The sequence below is a fragment of the Micromonospora sp. NPDC049081 genome, from assembly GCF_040648835.1.
Taxonomy (GTDB): domain Bacteria; phylum Actinomycetota; class Actinomycetes; order Mycobacteriales; family Micromonosporaceae; genus Micromonospora; species Micromonospora antibiotica.
The window spans coordinates 267332-287771 of record NZ_JBEZEK010000005.1 but is presented as its reverse complement, the minus strand read 5'-3'; the positions used below and the strand labels follow the sequence as shown (position 1 = coordinate 287771).

The 20440-nt window shown below is 70.8% G+C and carries 17 protein-coding genes; 12 read left to right on the top strand and 5 right to left on the bottom strand.

All coding sequences use genetic code 11. From position 1 onward, the window contains the following. Positions 1–93: 93 nt before the first annotated feature. Both rfbA and AB0B63_RS11405 read left to right on the top strand, forming a co-directional pair. The gene (rfbA, locus tag AB0B63_RS11410) at positions 94–987 is read left to right on the top strand and encodes a glucose-1-phosphate thymidylyltransferase RfbA (protein WP_357017038.1); all 894 of its coding nucleotides are present in this window, start codon (positions 94–96) and stop codon (positions 985–987) included. Between the two features lie 291 nt (positions 988–1278). Further along, complete coding sequence (locus tag AB0B63_RS11405; RefSeq protein ID WP_357017035.1) at positions 1279–2505, top strand: 3-deoxy-7-phosphoheptulonate synthase; 1227 nt, start codon at positions 1279–1281, stop codon at positions 2503–2505. Positions 2506–2621: 116 nt separating this feature from the next. On the opposite strand, the gene AB0B63_RS11400 is transcribed toward AB0B63_RS11405, so the two are convergent. Next, positions 2622–4043 carry an MDR family MFS transporter gene (locus AB0B63_RS11400; RefSeq protein WP_208565407.1) on the bottom strand — a complete coding sequence of 474 codons (1422 nt, stop codon included), beginning with the start codon at positions 4041–4043 and terminating at the stop codon, positions 2622–2624. A 110-nt stretch (positions 4044–4153) separates the two neighbouring features. Here AB0B63_RS11400 and AB0B63_RS11395 point away from each other — a divergent pair, with 110 nt between their 5' ends. Further along, the gene (locus tag AB0B63_RS11395; RefSeq protein ID WP_357017031.1) at positions 4154–4654 is read left to right on the top strand and encodes an FBP domain-containing protein; all 501 of its coding nucleotides are present in this window, start codon (positions 4154–4156) and stop codon (positions 4652–4654) included. A gap of 88 nt (positions 4655–4742) precedes the next feature. Here the strand turns inward: AB0B63_RS11395 and AB0B63_RS11390 are convergent, their stop codons facing one another. Both AB0B63_RS11390 and AB0B63_RS11385 read right to left on the bottom strand, forming a co-directional pair. Further along, on the bottom strand, positions 4743–5885 hold the full coding sequence (locus AB0B63_RS11390; protein ID WP_208565405.1) for a ThiF family adenylyltransferase: 1143 nt from the start codon (positions 5883–5885) through the stop codon (positions 4743–4745). Positions 5886–5919: 34 nt separating this feature from the next. Next, positions 5920–6954 carry a ketoacyl-ACP synthase III family protein gene (locus AB0B63_RS11385; RefSeq protein WP_357017027.1) on the bottom strand — a complete coding sequence of 345 codons (1035 nt, stop codon included), beginning with the start codon at positions 6952–6954 and terminating at the stop codon, positions 5920–5922. A 213-nt stretch (positions 6955–7167) separates the two neighbouring features. Between AB0B63_RS11385 and AB0B63_RS11380 the strand changes: the two genes are divergently transcribed. The 9 genes from AB0B63_RS11380 to AB0B63_RS11340 all read left to right on the top strand — a co-directional run bounded on the left by AB0B63_RS11380 (position 7168) and on the right by AB0B63_RS11340 (position 17910). After that, the gene (locus tag AB0B63_RS11380; RefSeq protein WP_357017024.1) at positions 7168–8799 is read left to right on the top strand and encodes an FAD-dependent monooxygenase; all 1632 of its coding nucleotides are present in this window, start codon (positions 7168–7170) and stop codon (positions 8797–8799) included. A gap of 202 nt (positions 8800–9001) precedes the next feature. Next, positions 9002–10483, top strand: coding sequence for a nitroreductase family protein (locus AB0B63_RS11375; RefSeq protein WP_357017021.1), 1482 nt, complete (start codon positions 9002–9004; stop codon positions 10481–10483). Between the two features lie 3 nt (positions 10484–10486). Further along, positions 10487–11914, top strand: coding sequence for a class I adenylate-forming enzyme family protein (locus AB0B63_RS11370; RefSeq protein WP_357017018.1), 1428 nt, complete (start codon positions 10487–10489; stop codon positions 11912–11914). Positions 11915–11961: 47 nt separating this feature from the next. Further along, positions 11962–12231: an acyl carrier protein gene (locus AB0B63_RS11365; protein WP_357017015.1), complete on the top strand. Its 270-nt coding sequence runs from the start codon at positions 11962–11964 to the stop codon at positions 12229–12231. Further along, complete coding sequence (locus tag AB0B63_RS11360) at positions 12224–12967, top strand: dihydrodipicolinate reductase C-terminal domain-containing protein (protein WP_208565399.1); 744 nt, start codon at positions 12224–12226, stop codon at positions 12965–12967. The genes AB0B63_RS11365 and AB0B63_RS11360 overlap by 8 nt, the downstream gene beginning before the upstream one ends. Next, on the top strand, positions 12964–13707 hold the full coding sequence (locus AB0B63_RS11355; RefSeq protein ID WP_357017012.1) for a class II aldolase/adducin family protein: 744 nt from the start codon (positions 12964–12966) through the stop codon (positions 13705–13707). The genes AB0B63_RS11360 and AB0B63_RS11355 overlap by 4 nt, the downstream gene beginning before the upstream one ends. Beyond that, the gene (locus AB0B63_RS11350) at positions 13704–14876 is read left to right on the top strand and encodes an acyl-CoA dehydrogenase family protein (protein ID WP_357017133.1); all 1173 of its coding nucleotides are present in this window, start codon (positions 13704–13706) and stop codon (positions 14874–14876) included. The genes AB0B63_RS11355 and AB0B63_RS11350 overlap by 4 nt, the downstream gene beginning before the upstream one ends. Positions 14877–14913: 37 nt before the next feature. Then, positions 14914–16458 carry a GMC oxidoreductase gene (locus AB0B63_RS11345; protein WP_357017009.1) on the top strand — a complete coding sequence of 515 codons (1545 nt, stop codon included), beginning with the start codon at positions 14914–14916 and terminating at the stop codon, positions 16456–16458. 90 nt (positions 16459–16548) lie between these two features. After that, entirely contained in the window at positions 16549–17910 is a 1362-nt protein-coding gene (locus AB0B63_RS11340; protein ID WP_208565396.1) for an aminotransferase class V-fold PLP-dependent enzyme, read from the top strand. A 54-nt stretch (positions 17911–17964) separates the two neighbouring features. Here the strand turns inward: AB0B63_RS11340 and AB0B63_RS11335 are convergent, their stop codons facing one another. Both AB0B63_RS11335 and AB0B63_RS11330 read right to left on the bottom strand, forming a co-directional pair. Beyond that, positions 17965–18828, bottom strand: a complete 864-nt coding sequence (locus tag AB0B63_RS11335) for a ParB N-terminal domain-containing protein (protein ID WP_219465635.1) — start codon at positions 18826–18828, stop codon at positions 17965–17967. 454 nt (positions 18829–19282) lie between these two features. Continuing rightward, a complete protein-coding gene (locus AB0B63_RS11330) occupies positions 19283–19864 on the bottom strand; it encodes a TetR/AcrR family transcriptional regulator (protein ID WP_208565394.1) in 582 nt (193 codons plus the stop codon). Positions 19865–20440 lie beyond the last annotated feature (576 nt).

Sequence of the window (20440 nt, the reverse complement as noted above, 5' to 3'; positions counted from 1 at the left end):
GAAACGGTCGAAATGGTGCCGGCAGAGTCGGTGCCGGCGGAAACGACTGGTGGTGATCCACCACCGAACATCTTCTCCTGGAGAGGTTGAAATATGCGCGGTATCGTTCTCGCCGGCGGCTCGGGTACGCGGCTGAGGCCCGCAACGAAGGCCCTGTCCAAACAGCTGCTGCCGGTCTACGACAAACCCATGATCTACTACCCGCTGTCCGTTCTCATGCTTACCGGCATCCGGGACGTCCTGATCATCTCCACCCCTGACCACCTGTCGCTCTACCAACAACTCTTCGAGACGGGAGCGGAACTCGGACTGAATATCGAGTACGCCGTCCAGGAAAGGCCGGGCGGCTTGGCGGAGGCATTTCTCCTGGGCGCCGACTTCATCGGCGACGAGAACGTCTGCCTGGTGCTGGGCGACAACATATTCCACGGCACCGACCTGGGCCCGCTGCTTCGGGCAGAAGCCGAGCAGGTGTCGGGCTGCACGTTGTTCACCTACCCCGTCTCCGATCCCACCCGGTACGGAATCGCCGAACTCGACCGCGACGGGCGCCTGGTCCGACTGGCGGAGAAGCCGATTTCCCCGTCATCGAACCAGGCGGTCACCGGCCTTTATCTCTACACTCCCGACGTCGTGGATCACGCGCGGGCACTCGCACCCTCCGCCCGCGGTGAACTGGAGATAACCGATCTCAACAATCGTTACCTCGGTGAGGGTCGCGCCAGAATCGTCGGTCTCGGACCGGAAACGGTCTGGTTGGACACCGGCACGCACGACAGCCTCCTGGCCGCCGGGAACGTCGTGCAGTTGCTCCAGCACCGCAACGAGCCCGTCGCCTGCCTGGAGGCGATCGCCTGGCGAATGGGTTTCATCAGTACCCGGCAGATGGTCCGGTTGACGAGGAACTATCCCGAGGGCAGTGCGGTGGCCACCTACCTGGCAGGGCTGCTCGCCCGGGAACCTCTCGGCTTCGAGGCCTTCGCCTGACCGGCGGCACGCCCCGCCGCTGCTGGTGCGTGGGGACGTCGGGGCGACCCCGGCGCCGCCGCCACCGCCCGCCCGGCAGCCGGCCCGGCGGGAGCGCAGCCGGCACGGCGGGAGCGCAGCCGGCCAGGCCGAAGCGCAGCCGGCCGGCGAACATCCCGGCCCGACCCGGGCAGACCGTCCACCGCGCACGTCCAAGTGCGGAACTACGCACTCGCGCACCCGAAGAGTCCTGTCATCGATCGCTCGACGACGGCGATCAGCACGACGTTCAGCAACTGAAAGGAGTCTGCCGTGACCGAGAAGGCATTCCGGTACGACGTCCTCGCCGACGACGAGATCCGCGTGCCGGACGGATTGCGCGACGTGTGGCGGGGATTCAAGGAACCGCCGCACCAGCAACCGGTCTGGCGCAACCGCCACCTGCTCGAGTGGGCCCGCGCCACCCTGGCCTGGAGCGCACCGCTGGTCACCTCGCCCGAGGTCGAAGAGCTGAGTCGCCTGCTGGCCGAGGTCGCCGACGGCCGGCGTCGCGTCCTGCAGTGCGGTGACTGCGTCGAGGATCCCCGGGAGGCCACGGCCACGCACGTCCGCGACCGGATCCGTCTGATCGACGAACTCGCCGCCCTGATGACGGCTGGTTCCGGGCTACCGGTCCTGCGGGTCGGACGACTGGCAGGTCAACTGGCCAAGCCCCGCTCCGAGCCGTTCGAGCGGGTGAACGGTGTGGACCTGCCCGCCTTCCGCGGGGCGCTGGTGAATCGTCCCGGGCACACCATGGCGGACCGCTCCCCGGACCCGGTGCGGTTGTACCACGGATATCGGATGTCTCGCGCCGTGCTGGCGCATCTGGAGTTGCTGGGCCGCCACCCCGGGCAGGCGGGCGTCGACCCGGTGTGGACGAGTCACGAGGCGCTGCTGCTCGACTACGAGATTCCCCTCCTGCGGCGGGCCCCCGGCGGCAGTTCGTTGCTGACCTCGACGCACTGGCCCTGGATCGGTGAGCGCACCCGGCGTCATGACGGGGCCCACGTCCAGGTGATGGCGGCCATCGACAACCCGGTGGCATGCAAGGTCGGCCCGGGAATCAGCGCCGGTGAACTGCTCGAGCTGTGCGCGAAGCTCGACCCGCAGCGCCGTCCGGGCCGGCTCACGCTGATCGCGCGGCTCGGGGCGGGCCGGGTGACCGACACACTGCCGCCGCTGGTCCGAGCCGTACGCCGGGCGGGGCATCCGGCAATCTGGCTCTGCGATCCGATGCACGGCAACACCATCCGTAGCCCCAGCGGTCGCAAGACGCGCTCCGTGGCCGACGTGGTCGCCGAGGTCGAACGCTTTCAGCTGGCGGTCCTCGCCGGGAAGGGCGTACCCGGGGGACTCCACCTGGAGACGACACCCAACACCGTCGCCGAGTGCGTGCCGGTCGCCGGCAACGAACCGGCTGGTCCGTTCACGACCCTCTGCGATCCACGGCTCAACGGGGACCAGGCCGCCCGGGTGGTGTCCGCCTGGCACGCCTGAGGACCGCGTACGCCCATCCGGCTCCGCAGCCGGGCCTGCTCGTCGCGGCACCGGGTGGGCAGCCGGTCCGGTGTCCGTGGACACCGGTGACCGGCTGCGCCACCCGGCCGCCCGGCTCAGCTCACGACCGGCTTGCGCCGTGCCGGGAGGAACACCGCGGGCACCGCGGTCAGCACCACGACCCCGACGACCACCCAGAAGGTGGCGTGGAAGCCGCCGAGCTCACTGCCCTGCTGCCGGGTCAGCGGTTGCAGCAGCAGCGCGACTGCCGCGGTGCCCACCGCGCCCCCGATCTGCTGGATGATCGCATTCGCCGTGGTGGCGGCCGGGACGCGCTCCTGGCTCAGGGAGTGATAGAGCGTCAGCATGGTGGGTGACACCACGAAGGCCAGGCCGATACCACGGACGAACAGCGCGGCGACGATCAGCCACTGCGCCGATCCGGGTTCGGCGAAGGCCAGGGGGACGGTGGTCACCGCGACCACCGCCAGCCCGCCGAGGACCATCACCCGGGAGTTGTGCTTCAGGTCCACCATCTTGCCGACGACCAGCACGGCGACCAGCATCCCGGCGCCTTGTGGAGCGAGCGCCAGGCCGGCGTCGACCGCACCACGGCCGTCGCCCTCCTGCAGGAGCAACGGGACGAGGAAGACGACGGCGAACAGGGCCGCGTTGTTGAGCAGGGTGATCGCCGTCGAGGCGGTGAAGGCGCGATCCCGGAACAGGTCGAACTCGACGACTCCGGTACGCGTGGCGCGGCTCGCCCGGATGCCGTGCCAGGCCAGCGAGACCACGCTCAGCAGCAGCGGTGCCCAGACCCGCACGGCGGTGGGTGGGGTTCCGTCGACGAGCATGCTCAGCCCGTAGAGCAACCCGGCAATGCCCAGACCCATCGTGACGAGGCCGAAGACGTCGAGTCGTGGCGCGTCCTGCCCCTTGCGGTTGGGCAGGTGGCGGGCGGACAGGATCACGGCGACCAGCACGATCGGCACGTTGACCAGGAAGGCCCAGCGCCACGACAGGCTCTCGATCAGGACCCCGCCCACCACGGGCCCCAGAATGGGTGCCATCTGCACCGGAATGGCGATGACGGCCATGGCGCGGCCCATCCGCTCCCGTCCGGCGATCTCCACCACGAGGATGCGCATGAGCGGGAACAGCATGCCCGCGCCCAGGCCCTGCACCACGCGGAAGAGGATGAGGCTGCCCAGCGACCAGGCCAGCCCGCAGGCCAGCGAGCCGACCAGGAAGACGCTCAGCGAGGCGACCCAGGTCGCTGCCGAACCGAAGCGCTGTGTCGCCCACCCGGTGGCGGGGATGACGACCGCCATCGCCAGCAGATAGGCCGTGGAGGCCCACTGCGTCTGGGCCAGGGTGGCGGAGAACGCAGCCGACAGGCTGTGTACGGCCACCCCGATGATGGTGCTGTCCAGCAGCCCGACGAATCCTCCGAGGGCCAGGAGCATCACCTTGCCCAGTAGCGCCCGGTCCAGGCTCGGTGGCGGGCTCTGATCTGTCGTTGCCTGGTCCGTACTCATCGTGTCTCCTCGTCGGGACGGGTGACCTGCCGGATGAAGGTCTTCTTCACCTCTCTACCTATAGCATATAGCCGTTTGCCTTAGGTGATTTGTGTTGTTACAGTCGCTCCATGAAGCAGCTGGCTGAGGCCGCGATCCGCGATTCCTTCATAAACTGCTCAAAGGGAGAGTCACGACGCATCTCGCTACCGCGGGAGGTGGAGGAGCTTCCGTGGAAGCACCTCGACTTCCTCGGGTGGACCGACCCACGGGCACCCGAACGCAGCTACCTCGTCTGGCAGCAGGGCGAGGACGACGCGCCGATCGGCGTGATGCTGCGAAACCCGGACAGGCTGCCGGGCCTGCAGCGCAACATGTGTTCGCTGTGCCTCACCACCCACGGCTCGGGTGGTGTCACGCTGATGGCAGCGCGCAAGTCCGGCCCGGCCGGACGCAAGGGCGACACCGTCGGGCTGTACATGTGCGCCGACCTGAACTGCTCCCTCTACGTGCGGGGGCTCAAAGCCCTCCCGCCGGGGTTGCGGATGGAGGAGACGCTCACGGTGCCGGAAAAGGTGGAGCGCATCAAGAGTCGGGTGGCGGCGTTCATCCAGCAGGTCGCCAGCACGTAACCCTGGTCGACGCGCGCCGCTGCGCCCGGACGGTGAACCCGGGCGCAGCGGCGCGACCGCCCTCAGCAGAGCAGCGGCTCGACCGCCCTCAGTAGACCGGCATGGAGGGATCCAGCTGGTGCGCCCACGCGAGGATCCCGCCTCCGACGTGGACGGCGTCCGGGAGACCGCTGCGGTGCACGAGGGCCAGCACCTCCGCCGACCTGATCCCCGACCGGCAGATCAACACGACCCGGCGGTCGCGCGGAAGGCGCTCGGTGGCGTCCCCGCTGAAGAACTCGCCCTTGGGGATCAACGTCGAGCCGGGCAGGTGCACGTAGTCGTACTCCTCGGGCTCCCGTACGTCCACCAACGCGAACTTCTCGCCGCCTGCCACCAGGTCGCGCAGGGCGAGCACCGAGATGGTCCCGCCCCGGGCTGCTTCGGCCGCCGCCGGTGACAACAGACCGAAGAACGGCTCCGCCGCAGTCAGTTCGGCCGGCCGGTCCACACCGGGCCGGCGTTCGTACGGCCGGACCGAGCATTCACCCAGCGTCGCGTCGTACGTCATCACACGACCCACCAGCGGCTCACCGGTGCCGGTGAGCAGCTTGACCACCTCCATGCTCATGGCCGCGGCCAACCACCCGCCCCACAGCCGCAGCGTCCCCGACATGCCCCGGAAATAGGCGCCTGGCCGCTCGTGGTGCAGATCGCGGAAGCCCGGCCCCTGCCCGTCCCAGAACACCGACAGGCGAGCCCGGCCGCCGTCCAGCTCGCCCCACACGAAGGGGATCCCGGCCCGGGCGCACACGTCGTCGACGAGCTGGCAACGGGCGGCGTCCTCGCCCGCACAGACAACCAGGTGGTACGAGTCGACCATGGACTCGGCGCTCGCGAGGTCGAAGCGCCCGGGCACCACCTCGGCCCGCAGGGCGGGACGCGTCCGCCGCAGAGCGGTCACCCACGCCTCGGCGCGGGTGGCGCAGCCGCCGTCCGGAATGCCGAGGTGATCGTCCCAGGGCTGTGGGGGCGCGGCATCGACGACGCCGATGACACCGACGCCCGAGTCGGCGAGGTGGGCGGCGACGAGCCCACCGACCTCGTCCGCGCCCACGACGAGAACGCGGCCGGCCGCCAGCCGTCGCTGACCGGTCGATCCGAAGCCGCCGAGGATCAGCTGGTGCGCCTGCCGAGCGGCCTCGCCGTCAGGAAGGGCGGCCGCAGGCTCGACCAGGGCTGGAAAAGACATGGTGCTCCTTTCGAAAGGCAGGCATGCCGGACGGTCAGGCTCGGGCCCAGTCCGGAATCGTCACGATCTCCAGGACGGCCGCGCCCCAGTTGAAGCCGTAGCCACTCCCGGCCAGGACGACGTGGTCACCCACGGCCAGGCACCCGGTGGTCAGCAGATGCTCCAGACCGGCCACCTGGTCCCCCGCGCCGAGGTGTCCCACCCGACGCCCGAACTCCCAGGTGGTCCGGTCGTCCGGGACACCCATCTCGGCCAGCATCGTCCACCAGCGGACCGTGCGACCGTTGTTGGGCAGGACGAAGCGCCGCACGTCGGCCGCGGCGACCTTGGCCTCGTCCAACGCCTGACCGATCGTGTCGCAGAACCCGCTGGCGATCCGCTGGGAGATGTCCTCGAGATCGTCGAGGTTCTTGCGCATGAACCGGGCCTTGCGGCCCCGCAGGTCGAGGGGCTTGTCCCCGGCGTGCGGCGCGTCCTTGAGCCGGGTGCCCCGATACATCGCCTCCAGCGACGGGTCGGCGTTGAGCACACAGGACAGCACCCGGGCGAAGCCGGGCCGGGAGCTGAGCAGGAGCGCGGTGCCACCGTCCGCCATCACCGTCCCGCTCTCCGTACGAAATCGGTCGAAACCGGGGAGGCAGAATCGTTCGCCGGTGGTCATCAGCACCGTGGCGTCGTCCGGACAGGCGGACAGGAAGGACGCGCCGATCAACAGACCGGCCAGACCTCCGTTGGACTTCTGGTCGATCTCCATCGCCGGAGCGCTGCCGCCGATCGTCTGCTGTTGCACGTACGAGGACGGCGTCCACACGTCCTGCCCCTGGAAGTACGTGCCGTGGTGCAGCAGGAGCCGGACGTCCGCAGCGGACGGCTGACGCCGTTCCAGGGCCTGCCGTGCGGCCACGACGGCCAGGTCGGGTGCGAACTCGTCGTCCGACACGCACACCGCGAGCAGCGCGTTGCCCACGTACTCGGCGTCCGGGTAGCGGCCGTCCGCGACCGCCTCGCGGAGGTCCAGCCTACGGCCGAGACGGACGCCGACCGAGTCGAAGTAGACCTCGTTCATCATCAAGGCGAATGGTCCTTCCGCGGAAAGAGGGACAGCAGCCGCAAGGGCGGGGGATCGGGCTGACGTTCGCGCCGAACGCAGGGGCACCGTAACAGCCGGAAATACCTGTCCGGATCACCCGCACGCAATTTTGAACACCAGTTGACGCGCCCCGCGAAAACGGCTATCGCTGGCACGGCAAGGCAACCGCATGGACTCGGAGAAGGAGATCCCGTGGCACCTCGGAAAACTGATGTCGTGATCGTCGGAGGCAGCACCGTCGGGTTGTTCACCGCGATGTTCCTGGCCCGGTCGGGGGTCTCGACGCTCCTCGTCGAACGGCATCCCGCACCGCTGCGTCACCCCCGCGCCATGGGCATCGGGCCCCGGACGGTGGAGCTGCTGCGGACCGCCGGGATCGCCGACGAGGTGGACCGCCTGTGCGTGGACATGTCGGGTGGCAACCTGGAGATGATCAGCACACCGACCCTGGCCGAAGCGGACCTGCCCGCGCTGGCCCGGCAGGCACCCCCCCGCGCCGAGCCGTTCCGGCGGACGACGCCGCAGATCCTGCGGGGCACCTGCCCGCAGGGACGGCTCGACCGCGTGGTCATCGACCGCGCCAGGGCGCTGGGAGCCCGCCTCGAGTTCTCGACCGAGCTCACCGGTTTCGAGCAGGGGCCGGACGGGGTCACCGTGAGCCTGACCGGCCCGCCGGGGCCGTACGAGGTGACCTGCGACTACCTCGTCGCCGCCGACGGCGCGCGCAGCGGCGTGCGAGAGGCCCTCGGCATCGGCGTGACCGGCCGGGGCGCCATCGGCGATCCGCTGGTCAGCGTGCTGTTCCAGGCGGACCTCGACGAGTTCACGCAGGGCCAACCGTTCGTCATGTGCGACATCACCACCCCGGAGGCGGCCGGTGGCCTGCTGCCCGTGGACGGGCGGGGCGAGTGGCTCTACGTCGTGCGGTACTCGCCCACCGCCGGCCAGCACGCCGAGGACTTCACGCCCGAACGGTGTCGGAGCCTGATCCGCGCCGCAGTCGGCCGCGCCGACCTCCCGGTGGCGGTGATCAGCACGCTGACCTGGCAGGTACGGGCCGCGCTGGCCGATCGGTTCCGCGCCGCCCGCGTCTTCCTGGCCGGCGACGCCGCGCACGTCGTGCCGCCGGTCGGCGCGTTCGGCATGAACACCGGGGTGGCCGACGCGCACAACCTCGCCTGGAAGATCGCACACGTGCTGGCCGGATCAGCCGGACCCGACCTGCTGGCCACCTACGAGGCGGAGCGCCGCCCGGTCGCCCGGACGGCCCTGGAACAGTCGACGCTCCGCCTGGCGGACCCGTCCCTGCACTGGGCCACGGGCAGCGCCGGGGCGCGACGTCGCGCCGACGCCGGTGCCCTGCACGCGCCCGTGGTGCACCTCGGCTACCGGTACGCGTCGACAGCGGTGCTGGATCCGGTGCCGGCGCTGCCCTCGACCGAGGAGGTCGAGCTCGACCTGGACGGCGCACCCGGTTCCCGCCTGCCGCACCGCTGGTTGCGGCACGACGGTGCCACCGTGTCGACCCTCGACCTGGTCGACTACCGGCTCACCCTGTTCGCCGGCCCGCAGGGTCAGGCCTGGCACGCCGTGGCGGACGAGGTCAGCCGACGGCTCGGTCTGCGGCTGGCGGTGCACTGCATCGACCAGACGTCCGGCGGGGACCAGGAAGGTTCGTGGGCCGCCTCGGTGGGGATCGACGGGTCCGGCGTCCTGTTGGTGCGCCCGGACGACTTCGTCGCGTGGCGGGCCCGGCGTATCGGGCCCGCCTCAGCCGATGACCTGGAGAAGGCACTGCTCACGATCCTGTCGCGGGCCCACTGACCGCGACCGCATCCGTACAACTGCGGAATCCCGCAGTTGCCGGGCTGGACCGCCAATAGCTGGTCTGGCATGGTTGATTTCGCGCCGGACCTGTTTCAGCGGTCGGCCGACAAGCAATTCCACACGCATCTCGGCGCACACCATCCGCCACTCCTGCGGCATGGTTGAATTGTGGCGCCGGCAGACGAGAAGCGGACTGCTGATGGATCGATCTTCGGTCGCGTACCACAATTCCTGGAACACTCGCGAAGATGTGTCCGGGGGTCTCGCCGACGGTCTCGACGGCGACCGGGGCATCCCGGCGTCGCTGGCCCGCCATTCCACCGAGGCCGAGCCGGACGTCGTCGCCTTCTGGCACCGGATGGCGCTCGCGGCGCCGGCCGCCGACGCGCCACGCCCCGGGCGCATCCCGGTACCGGCCGAGCTCCATCCGGTGCTGCAACTCCTCGAGGTGGCCTGCCGGGGATCCCGGCACGGTGGGATCTCGGTGCCCTCGGCCGGGGCGCTCTACCCGTACGAGCACGCGGTCGTCGCGGAGCACGCCGGGGAACTGGCGGTCTTCGCGGTGGACGCCGCACGCCGGTCGGTCCATCTGCAGTGCCGCATCGGACCAGCCGAGTGGCCTGGTGGCCTGCCGCTGCCGGGGCCCGGCAGGACCCTGCTGCTCACCAACGTGCGCCCGTGGCTGTCGATGCGGAAGTACGGCGACCGCGGTTACCTCTACGCGCACCTGGACGCCGCCCACCTGAGCACACATCTGCTCTGTCTCGCCCAGTCGCGCTTCGAGCGGACACGCGGCCTGACAGCACGCGAGGTGCGCCCGCTGGATCAGGTGTTGGGGTTGCCGGGCCGCTGCCGCTTCGTCCACAGCGCACTGTGGCTGGACTCGCCGACCGCTCCGTCGTCCGCACCTCGGGAGAGCTGGGCCTGCGTCGACCAGCACCGGGCCCCGCTGAGGCAGACGCTGCCCGAGCACCCCGAACAGCAGTGCTGGCAACGTCTTCCGGCCCGACCGCAGCCGGGAACGCCCGTCGCGGACAGCGGCACCGGGTCGTTCACCGCGGCCCGGGTGGCGGCTGCCGGCCCGGTCGCCGAACCGTTGGCCGTGGCGGCGCCGCGACGACGCTCCGCCAAGGACTTCACCGGCGAGACGGTGCCGGTGGGCGACGTCCGCCGGGCGCTGAGGGCCACGGGGACCCGCCTGCCGTGGGACCTTCCCGTGACCGGCACGTTCGGTATCACCGTGCTCGCCCGCCGGGTGGCGGGGTTGGCGGCCGGGGCCTACCGGGTGTACGACGGGACGCTCGCCCCGGAGCCGGTGGCGGAGCACGTGGTCGACGGTGACGAACTGGTGCGTATCTGCATGGGTCAGGAGCACCTCCGACATGCCGCTGCGGCGGTGGTCTTCCATGCCCCCCGGGACGCCATCTTCCAGCTCGGCATCGACGGCGTGGACGCGGCCCTGTTCCGGGCGGGCGTACTGGCCCACCTGCTGTGTCTGGGTGCCGCCGACGCGGGACTGGCGATCACCACCATCGGCGGGTTCGACGCCGCCGGTTGGCACCGGCTCAGTGCGCTGCCGCAGAGGGACGAAGCCCTGTACGTGGCCCTGGTCGGTCAGGCCGGCGTCGTGGCGGTCAAGCTCGACCGGCTGCAACGCGCCTACGCCCATGACGAGGCCTGAGACATGCTGATCGAGGTGATCGACGACGCCGCCCGACGGCACGGCGACCGGCCGGCGGTCTCCGACCGGCAGACCACACTGACCTACCGTGAGCTCATCCGGTCGAGTGCGGTCTGGGCCGACACGTTGGCCGGGTTGCTGCCGGGAGGAGACCGTGGCCGCATCGGAATCCGGGCCGGCAACGGTGTCGCCTACGTGGTCGCCTACCTGGCCGCCCTCCGCTGCGGCGCGGTCCCCTTCCTCATCGACCGGGTCAGCGGGGTGCAGGAGACAGCGGCGATCCGGGAGGACTGCGGCCTCGACCTCCTGGTGCACGACTCCCCCGCGCCCGGCTGGGGCACCCCGCGTGGTGAGTTGGGCACCCTGACCGTCACCGGCGCCCCGTCCGCCGGTCGCGCCGCACTCGACCCGCAGACCGAGGTCTGCCGTTTCACCTCCGGCTCGACGGGGCGGCCCCACTGCATCGAGTTCCGCGGGCAGGCGGTGCACCGGGCCGCAGTCAACTGGGCGACGGGGACGGGCCTGGACGCCGAGGACAGCATCGCCTGCTTCGCGTCCCTGTCGAACGGCCTCGCCTTCAACACCTCGCTGCTGTCGGCGTTCCTGGTGGGTGCCCGGTTGCACCTGCCCAACGGTCTGCCGTCCGGCAGTGCGGTGGGCCGGGCGGTCGCGGCGTGCGCCGCCACCCGGCTGGTCGGCTTTCCCGCCCTCTACGACTCGCTGGTACGCCGACCGGTGACCGACGGCTCGTTCGGCCGGCTACGCATGGCCATCTCGTCGGCGGCGCCGCTCGATCCCGGCACGAAACACCGGTTCGTCGAGGCGACCGGGGTGCCGTTGCGGAACTACTTCGGCGCCGCGGAGGCCGGCCCGCTCACCTTCGCCACCGATCCACTGACCGACCTGGGCCTCGGTGGGCCGCTGCCGGGCGTACTGCTGCGCGCGGGGACCAGGGCGAACCCGGGTCCCGTCGAGGTACGCAGCGAGTCCATGGGCACCCGCTACCTCAACGCCCCGGGGCTGTTGGAGAGCCGGATGACCGACGACGGTTACTACCGCACGGGTGACCGCGGTTACCTGGCCGACGGCAGCCTGTTCCTGAGTGGACGCAGCCACCGGGTGATCAACGTGGGCGGCCGGAAGATCGATGCCACCGAGGTGGTGGAGGCCCTGCGGGCGGCTGCCGGTGTCCGCGACGCCGTGGTGCTCCAGGTGTTGGACCGGCACGGCGTGCCCGCCCTGGCTGCCGTGCTGGCCGCCGACGACTCGCTGGACCCCTCGGGGCCACGACGCTTCCTGGCCGACCGGCTCGCACCGTACAAGATTCCCAGCCTGGTCCGTGTCGTCCCCGAGATCCCCCGGGGGTCCGCCGGCAAGCCGGCGATGGCGGCCCTCGAAGGACTGTTCGCCGTCGACCGCACCGACGGCTGAGACGCCACGTATCGATCCCGATAGCCGCAACGTGCAAGGAGATGGTCATGTCGGAAAGCGACACCAGAATTCGACAGAAAGTCGCGCGCATCATCACCGAGTCGGCCGAGGGCGGGCTCAGCGAGGCGGACCTCGACCGGGCGGGCGGATCGCTTCCGGCGCTGGGGTACTCGTCGCTGTCCTACATCCGCATGATCGACGCGATCGAGAACACCTTCGGCATCGAGATCGACCAGGACGAGGAGGATGATCGACTTCGGTCGGTCGACGGCATCGTCGCCCTGGTCGCGGCACAGGACGAGTCGGCGCATGTCTGAGCCGGTAGTGGGAGTGGTCGGCCGGGGCCGACTCGGCACCGCGGTGCGCGACCTGGCCCGGGCCGAGGGGCACGAGGTACGCGTCTACGCCTCCCGCGCCCTGCCCGATCCACGCACCGAGACGGCACCCGACGTCGTCGTCGACTGCTCCGCGCCCGCGGCGTTGACCGGCGTCGCCGAACTCTGTCACCACTGGCGTCGCCCGCTGGTCCAGTGCGTCTCGGGACTGGACGAGCAGCAGCAGGCCGTGCTGGGCCGGCTGGGCCGGTCCGTCGCCGTGGTGGCCGCCCCCAACCTGACCCTGGGAAACTACCTGCTGAGCAGGGCGGTGCGGTGCGTCGCCGAGGTGGTGACGACCATGGCCCGGGCCGGCGTCACCGGTGCGGTCCCCGAGGCCGCCGTCTTCGAGCGTCACCCGGCCCGCAAGGCGCACCGGCCCAGCACCACGGCGGTTCAGCTGAGCCGGTTGTGGACGTCGCTGACCGAGCACGAGGTCAGCGACGTGGCCTCGCTACGCGCGGGTGACGCGGTCAGCGACCACGAGCTGCGACTCGGCTGGGACGGGCAGTCGCTCGCCCTGGTGCACACGGTGGGGTCCATCCGGACCGCCGCCGCCGGGGCGATCGGTATCGCTGCCGCGGCCACCAGTCTGCCGGTGGGCGTGCACCACGCACACGACGTCTTCGACCAGATGCTGGCCGTCATGGGCGGCGACGGCGGAAAGGACCAACGATGAGCCCCGAGGCCGACCAGGTGACTCCTCGTCCGGGTCCGGCGCACCTGAGCAGGCAGATCGCGTACGGCGCACGCATGCTGTCGCTCGACGGTCACGACGACTTCAACCAGGGTCAGATCTCGGCACGTAGGCCCGGCTCGGACGTGTTCTTCATCAAGAACGCCCTCTGCGGCTTCGACGAGGCGACCCCGGCCCAGGTGGTGGCCGCGTCGACGGACCCGCACGCTCCGGTGGACCCGTTGGCGCCCCCCGAGCTGCCGCTGCACCAGGCCATCTACCGGGCCCGCCCGGACGTCAACGGGATCGTGCACAGCCATGCGCCGTACACGCTCGTTTTCGGCGCCACCGATCTGCACCTGCGGCCCCTCTCGCACGACGGTTCCTACTTCACCGGCCGGCTCGGGCTGTTCACGCAGACCAGCAACACGGTGCTCGACCAGTCGACCGGCGAGGCGATCGCCAAGAGCCTCGGCAGTGGCGAGGGTCTGCTGCTGCGCAACCACGGCGGGGTGGTGGTCGGTCGGAGCGTCCGGCACGCCGCGGTGCTCGCGCAGGTCCTGGAGCGGGCGTGCCGCCTGCAACTGCTGGCCGAGCAGACCGGCGTGCCGTACGTCTGGGCCTCCGACGAGGACGTCCAGCTCAAACGCGACTTCATCTACGCCGATCTGTCCATCCGGTCGTACTGGGAGTACGCGGTCCGCCGGGTCGACGCGACGTGGCCGGCGGCGACCCGGTGGTGACGGGGCGGACCCCGCAGGGAGCACCTCCGGGGACGGCGGAGGCGACGGAGGTCCGGGACCTGCTGTCGCTGGCCCGGGAACTGGCCGACAAGGAGCTGTCGCCCCTCGTCGACGAGTTCGAGGCACGCGGCAGTTTTCCCCGGGACCTGCTCCGCACGCTGGGCCGGGTGGGCCTGCTGGGCCTGCCCTACCCGGTCGAGTACGGGGGTGGCGGTCAGCGGTACGAGGTCTACCTGAGCGTGTTGGAGACACTCGCGAGCCGTTGGCTGGCGGTGGCGCAGTCCGTCAACATCCACGTGTTGTCGTGCTACCCGTTGGCCCGGTGGGGCAGCCCGGAGCAGCGCAGCCGTTGGTTGCCCGACATGCTCGGCGGTGACCTGCTCGGTGCCAACTGCATCTCCGAGCCGGCGGCCGGGTCGGACGTCGGCGCGATCGCCTGCGCGGCCCGCCTGGACGAGGCCGCGGGCGTCTACGTCGTGGACGGCACGAAGGCCTGGACGAGCCATGCCGGCGTCGCCGACTACTACAACGTCTTCTGCCGCACCGGTGGCGAGGGCGTACGGGGACTGTCGGTGTTGCTCGCCCCCGCCGACACGCCGGGTGTCTCGCCGCAGCGGCCGGAACGGAAGATGGGGGTGCAGTCGTCGCCGACCGCCTCCGTCGTGCTGGATGCCGCGCGGGTGCCGGCCGACCGGCTGATCGGCCGACGCGGCAAGGGCTTCCTCATCGCGGCCGGGCTCTTCGACCGGGGCCGCCTCGGCATCGCCTCCTGTGCCGTCGGGCTCGCCCAGGCAGCCCTGGAGTACGCCACCGCCTATGCCAGGCACCGGCGGCAGTTCGATCGTCCGATCACCGACTTCCAGGGTGTGGCGTTCCTGTTGGCGGACATGTCGACGGAGGTCGCCGCGGCGCGGGCCCTGGTCCGGGAGGCCGCCCGGGCCCTGGACGAGGGCCAGCCGGACGGCGTCGTCACGGCGATGGCCGCCCGGGCCAAGCTCTTCGCCACCGACGTGGCGATGCGGGCGACCACCGACGCCGTCCAGGTGCTCGGCGCGTACGGCTACGTCCGGGACCATCCGGTCGAGCGCTGGATGCGGGAGGCCAAGCTGCTGCAGATCATCGAGGGGACGAACCAGATACAGCGCGTCGTGATCGCACGGTCACTGTGACCGCGGTCCGCACCTCGACTCCGGCTGAGGAGCACAGATGAGCGAGTCCACCGACGTCGCGGACGTCGTCATCGTCGGCAGCGGCCTCACCGGTGCCGTCTACGCGCGGCTGGTCGCGGACACCGTACCGGCCGTGCGCATCCTGATCGTCGAGGCTGGTCCGGCGGTGACCGAGCCACCGGGCCGGCATCTGAGTCACGTCACGGATCCGGGGGAACTCGACCGGGCCCAGGTCGCGTCACAGGGGCCGCTGCGGGTCCGGCATGGCACGACGGTCGCCTCCGGCATCGCCCACAACGTTCCGCGCGGTCAACGTGACGGTGCTTTTCTCAGCCGTCCGGGCCTGTTCCCGGTGGACCCGGGCGGCTCCCTCCCCGCCGCGCAGGCCGCCTGCAACGTCGGCGGCATGGCCACCCAGTGGTTCGCAGCCTGCCCACGGCCCGGCGGTGCCGAGCGCATCGACTTTCTCGACCCGGCCGTGCTCGACGGGGCGCTCGGGGTCGCCGAACGTCTGCTGCGCGTCTCGGCGCGGCAGTTCGCCGACTCGCCCGTCGAGTCACGGATACGGCGACGGTTGGGTGCCGCACTCGACGACGGCCGCGCTGCGCACCGGCGCGTTCAGCCGTTGCCCATGGCGCTGACCGTCGAGAACGGGTCGGTACGGCGGGCCGGTGTCGACGTGGTCCTCGGCGGGCTGCTCGGCGACCGGCGCCGCCACGTCGTGTTGCGTACCCGGACCCTGTGCAGCCGGGTCCTGACCGACGACGGTGGCGTGACCGGGGTGGAGCTGCGCGATCTCGCCACCGGATCGGTCTCCACCGTGCGCACCGGGCACGTGGTGGTCGCCGCAGACTCGCTGCGTACCCCGCAACTGCTGTTCGCCTCGGGCATCCGACCACCGGCGCTGGGTCGGTACCTCAACGAGCACGCTCAGGTGTCGCTCGCCGCCGAGCTGCACGGTTTCGCCGGTGAGGTGCCGGCCGGCCCGGCCCGGGGCGTCACCTGGATTCCCTACGACGACCTGACCTTCCCGTTCCACGGGATGGTGACTCCCCTCGATCCGACCACCTTGCCGGTCCCTGCCCCGCACCCGTGGGCCGCGGTGCACCTCTTCGTGCCGCAGGACGTGGCTGCGGGCAACCGGGTGACCTTCAGCGATGACGAGCGTGACTGGGCCGGCCTGCCGGTGATGCGGCTGCGTCACCGGCCGAGCCCGGCAGACGGGGCCACGATCGGGGCGGCGCGGGAGGCGGTGCTGCGGCTGAGCCGGCTGCTCGGCCGGCCGGTCGAGGGCGAGGTGCCCTGGGTGCATCCGCCCGGCAGCTCCCTGCACTACCAGGGCACCGTACGGATGGGAGTCTCGGACGACGGCACCAGTGTCTGTGACCCGGTTTCGCAGGTCTGGGGTGTGCGCGGGCTGTACGTGGCCGGCAACGGTGTCATCCCGACGCGTACGGCGTGCAATCCGACCCTCACCAGCATGGCTCTGGCCGTGCTGGGAGCGCGGGATCTGTGCGACCGGCTGGGGCGGCCGGCAGTCGTCGGCGCCGCCTCGGGGGCCGCGTCCGCGGCGGTGAGGTGAACCGGCTCTCCGGCCCGGGGCCCGCGCTCACCGTGTCGAGGGAACCAGTCCGTGCCCGTCGGGCGTGCACCCAGGAACAGGAGGTCCTCCATGCCGGCCACTTCCACCTCTGCGCCGATCGATCCGGCGCTTCGCGCACCCTTGCCGGTCCTGGGTCGCGACGTCACGGTGCCGCTGGTCACCGGCGGCCACGTGACGTACGCGGCGCTGGACTACGCGGCGAGCGCCCCTGCCCTGGAACGGGTGTGGGACGACGTCGCGGCTTTCCTGCCGTACTACGGGAGCGTGCACCGCGGCGCGGGCTATCTCTCGCAGCTGTCCACCGCGCTGCTTGAGCGCAGCAGGGACACGGTCCGCCAGCATCTCGGTGTCCGGCCCGACGACGAGGTCCTGTTCACCCGCTCGACGACCGACTCGCTCAACCTGCTCGCCGGGGCCCTTCCGGGGGACACCGAGGTGTATGTCTTCGAGACCGAGCACCACGCCGCGTTGCTGCCGTGGCACGACGGTGCGACCACCGTCCTTGCCGCACCGTGCTCGGCGCAGGACGCGGTCGACCGGTTGACCGCGGCGCTGGCCGGACGAAGCCGGGGACGACCGGGGCTGGTCTGTGTGACCGGGGCGTCGAACGTGACCGGCGAACTGTGGCCGGTGGCGGAGCTGGCCTCGGTGGCCCACGCCGCCGGTGCCCGCCTGGTGCTCGACGCCGCCCAGCTGGCACCGCACCGACCGATCGACGTCGGCGCCCTGGGCGTCGACTACGTGGCGTTCTCCGGTCACAAGATGTACGCCCCGTTCGGGGCCGGTGTCCTGGCCGGTCGGGCCGACTGGCTGGGTGCGGCACGGCCCTACCTGGCCGGCGGCGGGGCGAGCCGGCGGGTGGAGGTGACGGCGGCGGGCACCCTCGACGTGCAGTGGCACGGCGGCAGCACCCGGCACGAGGCCGGGTCGCCCAACGTCGTGGGTGCGTACGCCGTGGCGTCGGCCTGCCGGGCGTTGGCCGAGGCGGGGTTCAGCGCTCTCGTGGAGCGGGAGGACGCCTTGTTGCGCCGGCTGACGGGCGGCCTGGCCGCCATTCCGGGTGTCACGTTGCTCTCCCTGCTGGGCGACGGGGCACCACGGGTGGGCGTGGTCAGCTTCGTGATCGAGGGGTGGAGGAGTTCGCAGGTGGCGGCAGCGCTCTCAGCCGAGCACGGGATCGGCGTGCGGGACGGCCTGTTCTGCGCCCATCCCCTGATGCGTGTGCTGGTCGGTGCCGTGCACCAGGGTCCCGCTTCTGGGCGGGACTCCCGGCCGCAGGGGCGCAGCCAGCACGCGATACGCGCGAGCTTCGGCGCGGGGACTCCGGTGGAACACGTCGATCGGTTGGTGGACGCGGTGTCGTCGATCGTCCACGAGGGCACGCGGCACGAGTACCGCAACGACGGGGAGCGCTGTGCCCCCGTCCGGTGACCGGCACGAACGACGCCGCCGGATCTCCGCCCGGCGGCGCCGTTGGTGCCGGTGTCACGCGGAGTAGCGTTCCCGCCGTTCCAGCTGATCGGCGAACATCTGCCAGCTCCGCGCGCATTCCCGGGCGATGCGTGCCACCGCGCCCGACTGGTAGGTCGGCACGGCCTCCACCAGCCGTCGCCGTTGCAGTTCGTCGAGGGCACGGAACTCCAGGAACCGCAGCAGGAGGCGGCCGGCGTCGGTGAAGCGGAGCCGGGGGTCCCGCCGGAGGTCCAACACCGGCGTCGGCTGCTCGACGCTGGTGCGCCGGGCGGCGAGATCGTCCCGGGGCGGTCGCGTCACCTGGCGGACCGGTGCCGTGTCCTGCCTGGCGTCGGTGTCTCGTTGCTTCGTGGCGACCGGGTCCTCGCCACGCTCCAGGCGGGTCCGGACGTCGCGGGCGGTTCCGGGTGAGATGCCGACGCTGCGGGCGATCTCCCGCAGCGACGCGTCCGGATGCCGCGCGATGAACTCACCGGCACGTCGGCGTCCGTCGGCGCTGGAGACCGGCCGGGTCCGGCCGTCGAGGCCGACCCGGCTCACCTCCGAGGCGACGCCTTCGTTGCGCTGCCGTCGGATGGAGGCGACGGTCTTGTCGGCGATGCCGACCACGGCGGCGATGGCCCGGTTGGACCAGCTCGGATGGGAGGCGACGATACGTTCGGCGGCGGCCCGCCGGTCGGCGGCCGAGAGCGGCAGACCGTGTTTGGCGTTCAGTCGTACGGCCAGGACGAAGGCGTCCTGCTCGTTTCCGTCGAAGAACCGGACCGGGATGGTGGCGTCCCCCCGGATGCCGGCGGCCTGCAACCGGTGCCAGCCGTCCACCACCCGCATGGTCTGCCGGTGCACGATGATCGGCGGTAGTTGCCCGGCGCACACCGCGAGCGTCTGTACGTGGGATCCGTCCGCTCCGGCGATTCTCGGCGAGCAGGACCCGCTGAGCTCGTGGAGGGGAACCTGTTCCACGGTCGGGCTGGTCTCGCCCCCCTCGACCCGGTGGTGCCTCGAATCCCCCGAATAATTCACGTCATCGCTCGTCGAATCTGTCGTCCCCGTAGTCATCTTTGCCTCCACAATAAAATCACGGTGCAGTGCGGAGTGATTGACCCGTTGAAGCCTCCCTCGCGCCGGGTCGGGCGCTGTTACACATGTAAACATCAGTGCAAATCTATCAATGTGTATGCCCGGACGCAACGGGTCACTCTACAATTACTCAGAGTGATAGTGAGGCGTACGACGGCACCCGGAAAACGGGAATGAAGAGTTACCCCAGGCATTAAATGCGCGGCCGGGGGAGCGCGCTTGCTGGCGGCGGACTACCGCCGGGGGTCGCCTATCGCGCAGCGCCGGACGAGGGCCACTCGGTGAGCATCACGTGAATTGCTTCGATGCCATTTTCCCAAGATTTCTGCACGTCCCGGGGATGCCCGAAACCACCGATCGACTCCAGTGAGACGAAGCCGTGCAGAGAACTCCGAACGAGCCGGACCGCGTCGGTCAATTCACCCTCGCTCAGGTCGTAGGCGCGGAACATCGCCATCGTCATCGCAAAGATGCGCTGGTGGCCCGTCGACCGGGACAGCTCCTCCTCGGTGAGCTGGATGTGGGTGGCGGTGTACCGGCCCGGACAGGTGCGGGCGAACTCCCGGTAGGCATTGGAGAACGCCACCAACGCGTCCTTGCCGGCCCGACCCGCGAGCGCTTCCCCGATGCAGTCCGCCAACTCGGTGGCGGCGAGCACGGCGACACCCTTACGCAGCTCCGCGACGCTACGGACGTGCGAGTACATGCTGGGCTCGGCGATGCCGAGGATGCGAGCCACGGCCGAGAGGGTGACCTTGTCGAAGCCGACCTTGTCAGCCAGGTCGGCTGCGGCCGTCGTCACCCGCGACGCCACCAATCCGACTCGGGCCACCCTTGCCTCCCTGATCCCTCAGCCTCGTCCTGGAGGCACCAACTCAAGCGACCAGTCATGCAACGAGCCACCGGCTGCAACCTATGGGTCATAGGAAGTCGCCGTACCTTCATAGCACACGCAGGGCGGCAGAGCACACACGGCCACCCCGCAACCTCAAGGTCGCGAGCCGCAACCGGAGAAGCCCGCACCACGTTTGCTCCATCTTAGCGCCGGTAGAAGCTGATTTATGCCTCGGCCCCCGGCGCGAAATGCCGATACTGACCCGAAATGACGACATATTGCCGCACTTGCTGTATGCAAAATCACCATAATTATGATCAAAAATTCTCAGGCTCGACCGACGCCCGTTGTCCCCTGCCGACGACCCCGGCAACGGGGTGGAACCCGCACCGATGCTGCCGGGTCCCGCGCGTACCAGCGGCACGGGTCGACACCTGCCGGTCGCAGTCGCGGGCGGGCTGGTGCGAGGTGACCGGCCGACCCTTACCGGACGCGGGCGACGCTCGGCAGGATCTGCGTGCGGACCAGGAGCGGGGCCAAACTGCCGCCCTGGTGGTGCCTGCTGATGTTCGT

What these genes read in the sequence shown, in the direction of transcription:
- rfbA (WP_357017038.1), top strand. Translation starts at nt 94, where the DNA reads ATGCGCGGTATCGTTCTCGCCGGCGGCTCGGGTACGCGGCTGAGGCCC.
- AB0B63_RS11400 (WP_208565407.1), bottom strand. Translation starts at nt 4,043, where the DNA reads ATGAGTACGGACCAGGCAACGACAGATCAGAGCCCGCCACCGAGCCTG.
- AB0B63_RS11395 (WP_357017031.1), top strand. Translation starts at nt 4,154, where the DNA reads ATGAAGCAGCTGGCTGAGGCCGCGATCCGCGATTCCTTCATAAACTGC.
- AB0B63_RS11390 (WP_208565405.1), bottom strand. Translation starts at nt 5,885, where the DNA reads ATGTCTTTTCCAGCCCTGGTCGAGCCTGCGGCCGCCCTTCCTGACGGC.
- AB0B63_RS11385 (WP_357017027.1), bottom strand. Translation starts at nt 6,954, where the DNA reads ATGATGAACGAGGTCTACTTCGACTCGGTCGGCGTCCGTCTCGGCCGT.
- AB0B63_RS11375 (WP_357017021.1), top strand. Translation starts at nt 9,002, where the DNA reads ATGGATCGATCTTCGGTCGCGTACCACAATTCCTGGAACACTCGCGAA.
- AB0B63_RS11370 (WP_357017018.1), top strand. Translation starts at nt 10,487, where the DNA reads ATGCTGATCGAGGTGATCGACGACGCCGCCCGACGGCACGGCGACCGG.
- AB0B63_RS11365 (WP_357017015.1), top strand. Translation starts at nt 11,962, where the DNA reads ATGTCGGAAAGCGACACCAGAATTCGACAGAAAGTCGCGCGCATCATC.
- AB0B63_RS11360 (WP_208565399.1), top strand. Translation starts at nt 12,224, where the DNA reads ATGTCTGAGCCGGTAGTGGGAGTGGTCGGCCGGGGCCGACTCGGCACC.
- AB0B63_RS11355 (WP_357017012.1), top strand. Translation starts at nt 12,964, where the DNA reads ATGAGCCCCGAGGCCGACCAGGTGACTCCTCGTCCGGGTCCGGCGCAC.
- AB0B63_RS11345 (WP_357017009.1), top strand. Translation starts at nt 14,914, where the DNA reads ATGAGCGAGTCCACCGACGTCGCGGACGTCGTCATCGTCGGCAGCGGC.
- AB0B63_RS11340 (WP_208565396.1), top strand. Translation starts at nt 16,549, where the DNA reads ATGCCGGCCACTTCCACCTCTGCGCCGATCGATCCGGCGCTTCGCGCA.